Origin of the sequence: Chlorogloea sp. CCALA 695 (assembly GCF_003003885.1) — a bacterium.
Lineage (GTDB): Bacteria > Cyanobacteriota > Cyanobacteriia > Cyanobacteriales > Chroococcidiopsidaceae > Aliterella.
The window spans coordinates 44020-56836 of sequence record NZ_PVWN01000009.1; the positions used below are offsets into that span (position 1 = coordinate 44020).

14 protein-coding genes are annotated in these 12817 nt (G+C 41.9%); 8 read left to right on the top strand and 6 right to left on the bottom strand.

Annotation, left to right across the window (positions count from 1 at the left end):
- Nucleotides 1–7: 7 nt before the first annotated feature.
- From hemF to C7B70_RS07055, 3 genes are read left to right on the top strand one after another with little or no spacing between them, the layout of a single operon-like run.
- Entirely contained in the window at nucleotides 8–1030 is a 1023-nt protein-coding gene (gene hemF / locus C7B70_RS07045) for an oxygen-dependent coproporphyrinogen oxidase (protein ID WP_106368355.1), read from the top strand.
- Nucleotides 1031–1070: 40 nt separating this feature from the next.
- The gene (locus C7B70_RS07050) at nucleotides 1071–1418 is read left to right on the top strand and encodes a DUF2499 domain-containing protein (protein ID WP_106368356.1); all 348 of its coding nucleotides are present in this window, start codon (nucleotides 1071–1073) and stop codon (nucleotides 1416–1418) included.
- Nucleotides 1418–1708: a DUF3593 domain-containing protein gene (locus C7B70_RS07055; RefSeq protein WP_233220849.1), complete on the top strand. Its 291-nt coding sequence runs from the start codon at nucleotides 1418–1420 to the stop codon at nucleotides 1706–1708. Before C7B70_RS07050 ends, C7B70_RS07055 begins: the two co-directional genes overlap by 1 nt.
- A 40-nt stretch (nucleotides 1709–1748) precedes the next feature.
- Here C7B70_RS07055 and C7B70_RS07060 read toward each other — a convergent pair whose 3' ends face one another.
- The 3 genes from C7B70_RS07060 to C7B70_RS07070 form a co-directional block, all read right to left on the bottom strand.
- Nucleotides 1749–2726, bottom strand: a complete 978-nt coding sequence (locus tag C7B70_RS07060) for a glutathione S-transferase family protein (RefSeq protein ID WP_106368358.1) — start codon at nucleotides 2724–2726, stop codon at nucleotides 1749–1751.
- A gap of 78 nt (nucleotides 2727–2804) precedes the next feature.
- Nucleotides 2805–3095: an Asp-tRNA(Asn)/Glu-tRNA(Gln) amidotransferase subunit GatC gene (gene gatC, locus C7B70_RS07065; protein WP_106368359.1), complete on the bottom strand. Its 291-nt coding sequence runs from the start codon at nucleotides 3093–3095 to the stop codon at nucleotides 2805–2807.
- 43 nt (nucleotides 3096–3138) lie between these two features.
- Nucleotides 3139–3660 (bottom strand): photosystem I assembly protein Ycf3, encoded by a 522-nt coding sequence (locus C7B70_RS07070; RefSeq protein ID WP_106368360.1) that lies wholly within the window; start codon nucleotides 3658–3660, stop codon nucleotides 3139–3141.
- An 80-nt stretch (nucleotides 3661–3740) separates the two neighbouring features.
- On the opposite strand from C7B70_RS07070, the gene C7B70_RS07075 reads away from it, so the two are divergent.
- Together C7B70_RS07075 and C7B70_RS07080 are read left to right on the top strand one after the other, a co-directional pair.
- The gene (locus C7B70_RS07075; RefSeq protein WP_233220845.1) at nucleotides 3741–4259 is read left to right on the top strand and encodes a GNAT family N-acetyltransferase; all 519 of its coding nucleotides are present in this window, start codon (nucleotides 3741–3743) and stop codon (nucleotides 4257–4259) included.
- 64 nt (nucleotides 4260–4323) lie between these two features.
- Nucleotides 4324–6516, top strand: a complete 2193-nt coding sequence (locus tag C7B70_RS07080; RefSeq protein ID WP_106368361.1) for an argonaute PAZ domain-containing protein — start codon at nucleotides 4324–4326, stop codon at nucleotides 6514–6516.
- A gap of 172 nt (nucleotides 6517–6688) precedes the next feature.
- On the opposite strand, the gene C7B70_RS07085 is transcribed toward C7B70_RS07080, so the two are convergent.
- Nucleotides 6689–7231 carry a hypothetical protein gene (locus tag C7B70_RS07085; RefSeq protein ID WP_106368362.1) on the bottom strand — a complete coding sequence of 181 codons (543 nt, stop codon included), beginning with the start codon at nucleotides 7229–7231 and terminating at the stop codon, nucleotides 6689–6691.
- A gap of 108 nt (nucleotides 7232–7339) precedes the next feature.
- Complete coding sequence (ftsH2, locus tag C7B70_RS07090; RefSeq protein ID WP_106368363.1) at nucleotides 7340–9226, bottom strand: ATP-dependent zinc metalloprotease FtsH2; 1887 nt, start codon at nucleotides 9224–9226, stop codon at nucleotides 7340–7342.
- Nucleotides 9227–9529: 303 nt separating this feature from the next.
- Between ftsH2 and C7B70_RS07095 the strand changes: the two genes are divergently transcribed.
- The 3 genes from C7B70_RS07095 (at nucleotide 9530) to C7B70_RS07105 (ending at nucleotide 12144) form a co-directional block, all read left to right on the top strand.
- Nucleotides 9530–10234 (top strand): SDR family oxidoreductase, encoded by a 705-nt coding sequence (locus C7B70_RS07095; protein WP_106368364.1) that lies wholly within the window; start codon nucleotides 9530–9532, stop codon nucleotides 10232–10234.
- 96 nt (nucleotides 10235–10330) lie between these two features.
- A complete protein-coding gene (gene hppD / locus C7B70_RS07100) occupies nucleotides 10331–11356 on the top strand; it encodes a 4-hydroxyphenylpyruvate dioxygenase (protein ID WP_106368365.1) in 1026 nt (341 codons plus the stop codon).
- An 89-nt stretch (nucleotides 11357–11445) separates the two neighbouring features.
- Nucleotides 11446–12144, top strand: a complete 699-nt coding sequence (locus C7B70_RS07105) for an HAD family hydrolase (RefSeq protein ID WP_106368366.1) — start codon at nucleotides 11446–11448, stop codon at nucleotides 12142–12144.
- Here the strand turns inward: C7B70_RS07105 and C7B70_RS07110 are convergent, their stop codons facing one another.
- Entirely contained in the window at nucleotides 12145–12771 is a 627-nt protein-coding gene (locus C7B70_RS07110; protein WP_106368367.1) for a CPP1-like family protein, read from the bottom strand.
- Between the last annotated feature and the right edge of the window lie 46 nt (nucleotides 12772–12817).

Genomic DNA, 12817 nt, shown 5'->3' on the forward strand with positions numbered 1-12817 from the left:
GTAAATTATGACCACTACCTCAATCCATACACCCACTGCCTTACCCCCAGAAAATGCCAAAGATCAAGTCAGACAAATGATGCAAGGTTTGCAAGATGAAATTTGTCAAGCTTTAGAACAGGTTGATGGAGTAGGTAAATTTCGTCAAGATGCTTGGGAACGGGAAGAGGGCGGTGGTGGGCGATCGCGGGTAATGCGCGATGGCGATGTATTTGAACAAGGTGGGGTAGGTTTTTCCGAAGTTTGGGGAACCCATTTACCCCCGTCAATTTTAGCCCAGCGTCCCGACGCAGAAGGGCATAGATGGTTTGCAACGGGTACATCAATGGTTTTACATCCCCGTAATCCTTACGTGCCTACCGTACACCTAAACTATCGTTATTTTGAAGCTGGCCCGGTTTGGTGGTTTGGTGGTGGCATCGATTTAACTCCTTACTACCCTTTTGCAGAAGATGTTAAGCAGTTTCATTTAACCATGAAGCAAGCCGCCGATGCCCATAACCCTGAATACTACCCAGTATTTAAGAAGTGGTGCGATGAATATTTTTACTTAAAGCATCGCAACGAAACTCGCGGCGTAGGTGGACTCTTTTTTGATTATCAAGACGGACAAGGCGAATTATATCGCGGTACAGACCCAGAGGGCCCAGCAGGCAAGTATAACCAGCAAATTGGCAAACCAGATCCGCGCAGTTGGGAAGACTTATTTAGCTTTGCGCGAGATTGTGGGAAAGCATTTTTACCTGCTTACTTGCCAATTGTCGAAAAACGTAGAGGAATGGAATATAGCGATCGCCAGCGTAATTTTCAATTGTATCGTCGCGGACGTTATGTAGAATTTAATTTAGTTTACGACCGGGGAACAATTTTCGGCTTGCAAACCAATGGGCGCACTGAATCGATTTTGATGTCTTTACCGCCTCTAGTACGTTGGGAATACGGCTATCAGCCAGAACCCAATACTCCCGAATCGGAACTATACGAAACCTATTTAAAGCCCCAAGACTGGGCTAATTGGACTCAAGAGTAATTCCCAATTACCAATTCCCAATTCCCAATTACCAATTCCCATGAACGCTCTATCTATTCCTACCTGGATTATTCATGTTTCTAGCGTTATCGAGTGGATTAGCGCTATTTGGTTAATTTGGCTTTATGGCGAAACGACCAAAAACCGCTCTTGGTTTGCTTTATCCTTCGCCATGCTACCAGCTTTGATCAGCGCCATGTGTGCTTGTACTTGGCACTTTTTTGATAACTCACCTTCCTTAGAATGGTTGGTGATACTCCAAGCAGCGATGACGCTAGTTGGCAATTGTACGCTTTTAGCGGCGGGGTGGTGGATTTGGAAAACAAGTAAATTAAAACCAGAAACAAATTCCAAATTACAGCCAAATTCTTCTAAACTAGACGCATGATTTCTAAAGAAACTCTGTTTGCTTTATCTTTGTTTCCTTACTTAGGTTTCTTGTGGTTTCTCAGCCGTACTAAGCTAATGCCACGTTTGGCACTGATGGGCTTTTACGGAACTTTAGTTTTTGTTGCTGTTACTATCCCTGCCGGAATTTACGCTCAAGTGCATTATGGTAAATCTTTAGCTAATGTTGATTGGCTGCATGGTTCGGCGGAGTCATTTTTAACAGTATCTAATATCATACTGGTATTGGGTTTTAGACAAGCTTTGATGGCGGCTAAAAGCTCGCAATGACATCAAAATGTAGAGACGTTGCAATGCAACGTCTGTTAATCTATACGGTAACTGGTAGGCGATCGCGGTTATGTATTTCCTCAAAGTTAATTATTGGTCCTTTGGGAACAATTCTTGTCGGGTTAACATTGGGATGACTTCTGTAATAATGCCGTTTGATATGGTCTAGATTACAGGTTTCTTTGATTCCTGGCTGCTGGTACAAGTCTTTAAGGTAATTCCAGAGGTTAGGATAATCAACAATGCGGCGCAAGTTACATTTAAAATGGACGTAATAAACCGCGTCGAAGCGCAACAAAGTAGTAAACATAAACCAATCAGCTTCGGTAATGCGATCGCAAGCTAAATATCTTTGCTTGGCTAAAACACTTTCCCAGCGATCAAGATTGGCAAATAATTCAGTTACGGCTTCATCGTAAGCGGATTGAGTCGTCGCAAAACCTGCTTTATAAACGCCGTTATTTATTGGTTGATAGATAGCATCGGCTATTTCATCAATGGCGCTTTGCAATTTTTCCGGATAAAAATCAACATCATTTTTTGCATAAGCCTCAAACTGCGTGTCAAACATTTTGACAATTTCACGAGACTCGTTATTGACAATCGCGTTTGTTTGTGTATCCCACAACACGGGAACTGTTACCCGTCCGCTATAGTTAGGGTCGGCTTTTAAATAAAGTTCCCACAAATAGCGGGTATTGTTGACAGTATCGGGAATACAACCGGGTTCTGTATCTGAGAATTCCCAACTATTTTGGTCAATTTCTGCCGCTACCACCGATAGACCAATTACATCTTCTAAGCCCTTTAAGCGGCGCATAATGGCGGTACGATGCGCCCAAGGACAGGCCCAAGAGATGTAGAGATGGTAGCGCCCCGGTTCGGCTTTAAAACCGCTACTACCATCAGCCGTAATGCGATCGCGGAAAGTAGTAGAAGGGCGAACAAATTTGCCTTGCTCGTCTTCTTGATCTCTTTGAGCAATCCATTTCCCGTCCTTAAGTACACCCAAACCCATAATTGTTTCCTCTACAAGTGTTTACTTAAAGTTAAATTTAATTATGGCTTAGGCTGCATCATTCTTAAGTGCTAGGGATCATTGGGCGCTGAGGATTTGGGGAACTTTGAAAAAGTCTCCTTCTTGGTCTGGCGCATTAGTTAGCATAGCTTCTCTTTCGCCATAGGGTTGTAAGTCATCACTGCGCGTCACATTACTAACGTCAATGGCGCGGGTTGTTGGTTGAACATCAGTAACATCAAGTTCGCTCAGTTGAGCAAAATAATCTAAAATACTGCCCAACTGGGTAGTAAATTGTGCTTCTTCTTCGGGGGATAGTTCTAAGCGGGCTAGTAATGCAACTTTGTGGACTTGTTCGCGGTCGATCATAAGTTAGTTAATGGGAGGAAATATTGTAAAACCGAAGTTAGAGCTAGAAATAAACATCTATATTCGAGCGTCCGGTAGTTTTGAGCCAGTTTTGGGCTTCTAGGTAGTTATTAGGAGCCATGCGAATTGCTCTTACCCAGTATTGAGCAGCTTTATCAAACAACTGTTCGGCTGCGTCAGCATCTCCAATAGCTTTGGCTTGTTCACCTTGATAGTGGTAGATTACGGCAATGTTATTCAAAGCTTGAGGTAAGCGGGGATTAGATTCTATCGCTAGTTCGTATTGAGTTAAAGCTCTTTGATGTTCGCCATTACTAGCATAAATTAGCCCCATATTGTAGAGAATATAGCTGCGATCATTCGTATCTTCCTCTAATTCCAAAGCTTCGTTGTAATTGTCTAGAGCTTCCGCGTATTCTCCATCAGCTTGCGCCGACATTCCATCGCGGTAATAAACAAAGGCTTCTTTGGCTTTTTTGTTGGTAGGCAAGATTTTTAAGATAATATCTGCCATTACAGTAAAAGACTTGTCGATAAAATTATCGTTACGTTGAGTTCTTGGCATAGTCGTTTTTATTAATGTTTTTGCTAACGGCTGGGTTATAAGTAATTTTGTGATTGTTTACCACCTATATCTAAGGTAGTATGTCTGCGGTCGATTGTTGTACCCCAAAATGCGATCGCCCTTTAGTTGAAATGCAAATTCGCTTGTTTCACCCCCAAGACACTGATCAAGTAGCCCAGTTATTTCATCAAACCGTGCATGAAATCAACCGCCGCGATTATTCTAGCAATCAATGTTTAGCTTGGTCGCCAAAGGATATTTATTTTCGAGACTGGGAAAAAGTTTGCTCTAATCGCTATACTTTTGTTGCCGAAATTAAGGATGCGATCGTTGGTTTTGCCGAATTAGAAGCCAATGGTCATATTGATGGCTTTTATTGCCATAAAGACTATCAGCGTTGTGGTGTTGGTAGTAAAATCTATCAAGCGATTGAGGATAAGGCGGTAGAACTGGGTTTGCAGCGTTTATTTACTGAAGCAAGTATTACGGCAAAGCCATTTTTTCAGCATTTAGGGTTTGTAATCATTACTGAGCAGCAAGTTAGTTGTCGAGGAGAAACTTTTACAAACTACGCAATGGAAAAGTTTTTGAATCTATAAGATAGTTAGTGTTGTCTTATGCTAGTAACTTCCGATACAGTTATCTCAAAAGGTTTGATTCTCCATGGCATTTGAATTAGAAAAAACTTCAATCGTGTTAAATCGTTTCCTTGTAAGGAATTTAGCCGAGGGCGATCAAAACATTTCTGAATACAATTGTAGATTCACCCAAAATCCTGAGCATGGAAAAGAACATCAAGCAATCGCCAGTATTTGCTACAAACTTGGCATACCTGCAATCAGGCTTGGCAATAAAATTATTACTAAAGAGTTAGTAGATTCAGCCCGTTTGCAAGGTGACGGGTGGGAAGTAAAGTTTACTTGTAAAAGAACATTAGATTGTACCAATCCTGCTGAACGTCAAGGAATAGAACAGTTAGAAAGAAAAATACTAGAACAGAACTTAAAGAAGCAATGGGATAAAACTGCGATCAAAAAAGCGTCTGAAGGCGGATTAATTTGGTGGGTTACTGGAGAAGCAGGGAAAGAAAAATGTGGCATGGGTTGGGAAGTTCATAAAGGAAGAAGAATAGATGTCAGCGTTGATGCTGATAGTAATCTCTATCTAGAAATCGATCTACACCATCGTTTTTATACTCCTTGGACACTCCATGAGTGGCAAGACAAATACCCAGATATTCCAATTAGTTATGTTCGCAATACATATAAAGATAAGAATAATAATTATATTACTTGGCAATATGAAGATGTCTCCGAACAAACGCCAGAACAAATATTGATCGAGGGTTTAGGCATTACCCTAGCTGCTTATCATCGTCAGATTGGTGCTAGTGATGCAGAAATCGAAAACTCCCGCGTAGTCTACGTTAAAAAAGCTAATGATTGGAAAGCTCAACTTACTACTCACTTATCTCGTCGGCTTTCGCCAAGTTTGACTATGGAGATGTTGGCAAATATCGCAGAGAAATCTGACACTGAAGAAAAGAAAAATGTTCAAGGAGTATTTGATTATATTAAAAAGTCTTTAGATATTCGCTTGAAAGAATCGGAGAAAACTGCACAGCTAATCATTGAGAAGATTTACAAGATACCTACACCTATACAGGCATCAATTGTAACTGGATATATCCTACCCAAAGGAAAAATCTTTGCTAAAAATGGAGAAGTGGATAAGACTGGCAAAATTCTTTATAAAGGTTGCATTAAAGTAGGAGAAACCAAGTTCGGTTGTTTAAATCTCTTTAGTAATATTCATAAATATCCTGATGAAGTTGAAAAGTGCTTGAAAGAAGTTGCAAAAAAGAGCGGTGCAAAGATAGAAATTGACTCTTATAAAACTTCTCGACAGATGCCTGAAGGTGAATTAGATCGGCAAATTTTCTGGCAAGAGTGGGCAAATGACGTAAAGACAATTTTAGTAGTTGCTCCTTGGTTACCGAATGCTCGTAAGAGAAAAATTAGAGTTGAGGCACTGCAAGCTGGAATTGCTACCCAATTTATACTGCCTTTACCAAAAGCTGATGCTTATAAAGCGATGAATGTAGTTTTAGGTTTGCTATGTAAAGCAGGATGGCAAACAGTACGGTTGGAACCATTAGACCATCCCGAAGCTGCCGACTTGATTATTGGTTTTGACACAGGAACAAACCGTCAGCTTTACTACGGAACTTCAGCTTTTGCTGTACTTGCAGATGGGCAGAGTTTGGGGTGGGAACTACCTGATGTGCAGCGAGGCGAGAGTATATCGGGGCAAGCAGTCTGGCAAACAGTATCTAAGCTGATTATGCGTTTTCACAAAATCTGCGATCACTATCCCAAAAGATTACTATTAATGCGAGATGGATTAGTTCAGGAAGGAGAATTTAAACAAACTATTAAGGCGTTGCAAGAGAAAAACATTGCAGTTGATTTAGTTAGTGTCCGCAAAAGTGGCACAGGCAGAATGGGGCGTGAAGTTTTTGAAGGGCAAAGAAAAATATATCGGGATGCTACTGTTGGTAGCGTTGTATTTTTGCCAAAAGAGAATTCTTTTCTGATTGTGACAAGCCAACCAATTAATCAAAGTATTGGTAGTGTCAGACCTCTACGAGTTGTACATGAGTACGGTGATACTTCACTGGAGATATTAGCTTTACAAACTTATCATTTAACTCAGTTACATCCTGCTAGTGGCTTCCGCTCTTGCCGACTGCCTTGGGTACTGCATTTAGCTGATAGAAGTAGTAAAGAATTTCAGCGCATTGGTCAGATTAGTATTCTCCAAAATCTCAATCGAGAAAAGCTAATTGCTGTCTAGATATGTGTAATTAGGAGTAAAGAGAGATAACAAATCATTGGAGGGGACTAAAAAGTAATATTTTAGTAACAAGCGAAAGGTACCTATGCCGCTCAATTTAACCGTTAGGCAGCTTTATATCTTAATTGGGACGGCAATTACAAAGTTGTTAGTCAGTATTTGAGTATATAAACTAAGAACACCCTTCAACGTATTCGACTTCTGGTAATTTTCCGGCTCTAAAGCGAAGGACTCGTTTTCCATCAGTTTCAAATACCAGTCGATAAGAGCGATCGCTTTTATCTTTAGGTACAAACGTCAAATAGTGTCCGCCACTGTCTCCTGTGTATTTATGAGCGCTGACTTTTATTTGTCCTGGATACAGTGCTTTAATTCGGGCTTCGGTATCACCAATTTTTGCGCCGCTTAGAGTAGTAACGGAACTTTTATCATATACGTCTACTCTAGCAATGCGCCCATCTGTCACCATCAATCCCAGACCTTTAGGTGCGCCTTGAGGCTGGACGTAATAGCAACTAGACTCTACTTTACCAACTAGCTTAATACCTGCGGCTTTGCTTGCCTCTGCAACGGTCATTCCCACTCGAATTGAGCCAATGCCATTAATCGCAAGTTTAGACTGATTTATAATTTTTGTTTGGGCGTTAGTTGCACCAATCGCTACTACAGCAACGACTAAGGGACTAATTAAATAAGTTAAAAATTTTATTTTCATATTAAGTAACTATTTATTTTAAATTGACTAATCACAGCGCCCAATTGTTGCCAAGCACAAAAAAAGGGATGACAAAATGTCATCCCTTTTTAATTTAATCAATCTTAATTACAGAGTTGGTACAAACTTCTGCTTTTCTGGTACGTCTGTATACTCAGCTACAATTTGTCGTAATTCTTCACCGTCGATGGTTTCTTTTTCAATCAACAAATCAACTAAGCGATCGCATACAGTGCGATTTTCTCTAATTATCTGCTTGGCGTGTTCGTAGCACGCACCAACGATAAGCCGTACTTGCTCGTCTACACGGGAAGATATAGCTTCCGAGCATTCCGAGCGCGACATCAAATCGCGCCCTAAAAATACCTCGCTACTCTGGCTATCCAACGACAATGGCCCTAAGTCAGACATACCAAACTTAGTTACCATTTGTCTTGCCATTCCGCTTAACTGTTGCAAGTCGCCGCCTGCACCTGTCGTAATTTCCGAAGGGCCAAATACTTCGTATTCTGCCGCTCTACCGCCCAATGCGCCAGTAATTCTAGCCTTCAGTTGCCCTCTAGATATCAATCCCTGTTCTTCATCAGGGGTAAACCAGGTCAATCCTTGAGCTTGTCCGCGTGGAATTAGCGTAACTTTCTGGACTGCATCGTGGTCTTTAACCAAAGTCCCAATTAAGGCGTGTCCAATTTCGTGATAAGCAATTAAGCGCTTGCTCTTGCTATCAACTAAAGGCGTACCTTCCATTCCTGCTACTACCCGATCTACCGCATCGTCAATTTCTGCTAGGGTAATCGCATCTTTGCGCCGTCTAGCGGTCAAAATTGCCGCCTCGTTGAGCAAGTTAGCTAAATCTGCTCCCGTAAAGCCTGGAGTCCGCCGCGCGATCGCTTCTAAGGATACCGAAGCTGCAAGTTTTTTGTTGCGCGAGTGGACATTTAGTATTTCTACTCGTCCTTTGAGATCCGGCGCATCTACCGTTACTTGGCGGTCAAAACGACCCGGACGCAATAACGCCGAATCAAGTACGTCTGGGCGGTTGGTAGCAGCAATAATAATAATGCCTGTATTGCCCTCGAAACCGTCCATTTCTGTGAGTAACTGGTTTAGAGTTTGTTCTCTTTCATCGTTACCGCCGCCAATTCCTGCACCCCGTTGTCTACCTACTGCGTCAATTTCATCGATGAATATTAAGCAAGGAGCGCTTTCTTTGGCTTTTTTAAACAAGTCGCGGACGCGAGAAGCTCCCACACCAACGAACATTTCGACAAATTCCGAACCAGAGATACTAAAAAATGGTACTCCAGCTTCTCCTGCGATCGCTTTTGCAAGTAAAGTTTTACCTGTTCCTGGAGGTCCAATTAGCAATACGCCCTTGGGAATTTTTGCCCCTACCGCCGTAAACCTTTCTGGCTGCTTCAAGAAAGTAACTACTTCCTCTAATTCTTCTTTAGCTTCATCAATTCCGGCTACATCATCAAACTTGATTCCAGTTTTAGCTTCGCTTTGAAAACGGGCTTTTGATTTGCCAAAATTCATTGCTTGACCAGGCCCACCGGGAATATTGCTAGAGCGTCTAAATAAGAAAAATAAACCGCTAATTAACAATATCGGGAAAACCAAATTTCCTAGCAAACCCCAAATTGCGCCATCATTCCGCATCGGGTGAGAGTCTAAGTTGACATTGGCTGCTCGTAACTTAGCAATCAATTCTGGTGCATTGTAAGGTAAGTCTACCCGCAAGCGTTGAATGCGATCGTCTAAGTCTGGATCTACAGCTTCAACTATGGCTGTTCTACCACCTTCGTACAAGTCTACAGTTTTGACTCGTCCTGAATCTATATATTCTAAAAACCGCCCGTAGGTCATGCGGGTACTAGCGGTATTTTTAGTTGTATCCACCGGAGCCGTTGCAAAAGCTCCTTGCCAAAAGAAAAATCCAATGACTAAAGGTGGCAAAGTCCACAGTACCAGTGATTTCCAAGAAAATTTCATCAATTAGCTGCCTCTATTTTTGTAAAAATCGCAAATTATCTTTACTCTAATTTATTACTGTAGCCCTTACGGGATTAAGCTTTTAGATGTAACTGCTTACCAAACAAGTTTTAGGGATCTAGCCGCAAGCTAAGTAATCGATATTTGTGTTGAATCTTAATTAAATTTAACTTAATTTTAAGTCTTCTCACCACCTAGCTCCTAGAGATCAAACTAAAGAGGTTAATTGTCTCCTTTTCTAGGTCTTTCGATCTACCTGTCTATGGTTATTATGGGAAGATACGTTAAGAAATGTAAAGACTTATGAAAAATAAAGTTATTGTAGTTGTGGGCGCAACGGGTGGTATAGGTTCTGCTTTGACCCGCAAAGCCGCTAATGCTGAAGCGCGTTTAGTATTGGTAGCACGAGACAAGGACAAATTGGCAACTTTAGCCGAGGAGCTATCAGGAGAAGTTGTTATTATTCCTACAGATATTACTAAACCAGAGCAAGTAGATGCACTATTTAAGCAAGTAATTGTCGAGTTTGGGCAAATAGATGCTTTAGTTAATGCGGCGGGAGCAGGGGTAATGAAGCCTTACAGCAACGTAGAATCAGCCGATTTGGATGCCATGTTAGACGTGAACCTAAAGGGCAGTTTCTACACCTGTCAAAGGGCGGCGGAGTTGATGCAGGAGCGCAAATCAGGACATATTTGTAATGTAGTAGGAATTTTAGGCAAGCACTCAATGCCAATGGCTTCTGCTTATTGTGCTTCAAAATACGCTGTAGTGGGCTTCAGTAAGTGCATGGCAGAAGAATTAAAGCGTTTTGGGGTAAAGTTCACGCTATTCTACTTTGGTGGGGTAGATTCGCCTTTTTGGGATAATGTCAGTTTGAAGGTAGACCGAAAAAAAATGCTAAGTACCGAAACGGCTGCCTCAGCTATTTTGTATGCTCTAGCCGCCGATCCTCAAGCTGTACCAATGGAAATAAATATTCAGCCAGAAAGTCATTTATTTTTTTAGTAAAGCAAAGTCAATACTAGAGAGTGACCTGCAAGTTGATGTAGATCGGGCAAAATTTACTTAAAGTGAGCTTAAAAGCTGGATTTTGACAGATTTATGAAAATTGACCGCGTTCACTTCTATGTAGAAAATGCCCAAGCTTCCCGCGACTGGTTTATTAACCAGTTGGGGTTTCAATCGGTAGCTAGTAGTGAAGATTGGCACACCTGCACGGAAGTAGTAAACAACGGCGCTGTTTGTTTTGTTCTGTCTTCACCGCTAAATATTACAAGTCCTGTAGCTAAGTTTTTAAACCAGCATCCCCCAGGAGTTGCGGATATTGCTTTTAGTGTTGATGATGTGGAAAATGCGATCGCCCTTGCAAGTTTTGGTGGCGCAAAAGTCCTAGAAAACGTGCAAATAGACACAGCAAACGGGAGCAAGTGGGCGAAAATTTCTGCTTGGGGTAGTTTGACTCATACTCTGGTTGAAAAAGTTGAAAAAAAATCGATTTTCTCCCCTTCTAGCTTTACTGGCATCGATCATGTTGTGCTAAACGTTGAAGCAGGAGAATTAGATCCGGCGGTGGCTTGGTATCAAGATACTTTAGGATTTCAGGCTAAACAAGCGTTCAAAATTCAAACAGAGCGCTCGGCTTTACACAGTCAAGTTATGGTTTCTCCTAATAATCAAGTCCAGTTTCCCATTAATCAACCTGCTTCCCCTAATTCCCAAATTCAAGAATTTTTAGATGCCAATAAAGGCGCGGGAATCCAACATATTGCTCTTGAAACCGCAAATATTATCAGCGCGATCGCCCAGTTTAGGCGCTGTGGGGTTGCTTTTCTCCCTGTACCTCCCAGCTACTACACGCAACTCCAACAACGCCCAGGACTGCCGCTAAGGGTTGCTGAACTAGCAGAAATTGCCGAACACGAAATCTTGGTTGATTGGCAACCGACAGTTCCCCAAGCGATACTCTTGCAGACTTTCACCCAACCAATTTTTAGCCAACCTACTTTTTTCCTAGAAATTATCGAGCGCCGCCAGCAAGCGCGGGGTTTTGGGGAAGGCAATTTTCGGGCTTTGTTTGAAGCTATCGAACGCGAACAACTTAAAAGGGGTAGTTTGCAAGATTTTTAATCAATCCGATTAGGAATTTAAAACTCACTCCGGTACAATTTTGCCCAGCTTGAGATAACGTATAAATAAAGTTTATCTTTTGTGTCTAAATGTTAAGAATAATTACGGACTTTGATGGGCCAATTACTGATGTTTCCGAGCGCTATTACCAGGTTTACAAATATTGTTTAGAAACTAGCAAGCACCCCGAACAGTCTGTAAAGCCGCTAGACAAGGCAGAATTTTGGCAATTGAAGCGATCGCGCGTTCTTGAAAACCAAATTGGCATTATTTCTGGGCTAGATGAAACCCAAGCAAAAACCTTTGCTCAATTGCGTCGCCAAACCGTACATACTCCTGATTATTTTAGCTACGATAGCCTCGCTCCCGGTGCTGTGGCAGCTCTTGAAAAAGTCCAAGCGGCGGGGATAGATTTGGCGGTAATGACTATGCGCCGGGTCAAAGAATTAGATTATGCTTTTAACCGCTACGATTTGGGCAGATTTTTTCCAAAAAATCGCTGCTACTGCCTCAAAAATGATTATGTCAAAACCTGCGATATTGATGATAAGGCTTTACTAATGGAACGAGCCTTAGTAGAACTCCCTTCAGTAGCAGATACTTGGATGATCGGAGATACAGAGGCAGACATCATAGCAGCTAAAAACCACAATGTCAAAGTAATGGCGGTTTTATGCGGTATCCGCGATCGCGAACAACTCCAACTCTACAAACCCGACTTAATTGTGGAAACTTTAAGCGAGGCTGTAGAGATTTTAATTGCCAAATCTTTGTCTCAAGTAGCTTAACTAGCGCAAAAAGCTACTAACTAGCCAGAGAACAACAAACGTTACCACCGTAGAGAATTGCTCTGCTTGGATATTAATTTGGTTTAGGGGAGAAATTAGCAAGTTAGCCAGTAACCCGCCCACTACTAGCCCAACAATTAATCCGGCTCCTGTTATTAGGATGGCGCGGCTAAAGTTTTGTTCTTTGCGCCGAATAAAGTAAATACTTAGGCATACGCCCACCATTAGCACTACTTGCAATAGTTGAGCGCCGACTGTTGGATAAACAACGCTCAATCCGCTCAAACTTAGAAATAAACCCCCAGGCAATAATATATCTTTGGGGCTAGGGCGATCGCGCAATTTTTCCAGCCACGAGGGCGATTGCATTTTAGGGCTTTGGTTTTGCTTTTGGGGTGGTTGAGAAAGACGCTCGGCAAATTTGATACCTTCTGGCACTTTGATTTTACCTTCTTGGCGCATCCGCAAACGCTCCATCAATATTGCATCGTAAGCTTCCTCTACCATATTCAAATGCTGTGAGTCGCCATTGTACTGCGTTGCAAGGCGATTGCGAGCTTCTTGAATTTGATCGAAGGTAGCGTCTTGTTTTAACCCAAGTTTTTCGTAGTGATTAGGCTCGCTCATGTAACTTTATCGCCTCAGCATCGATCGGAGCATCTGGTAAACAAAA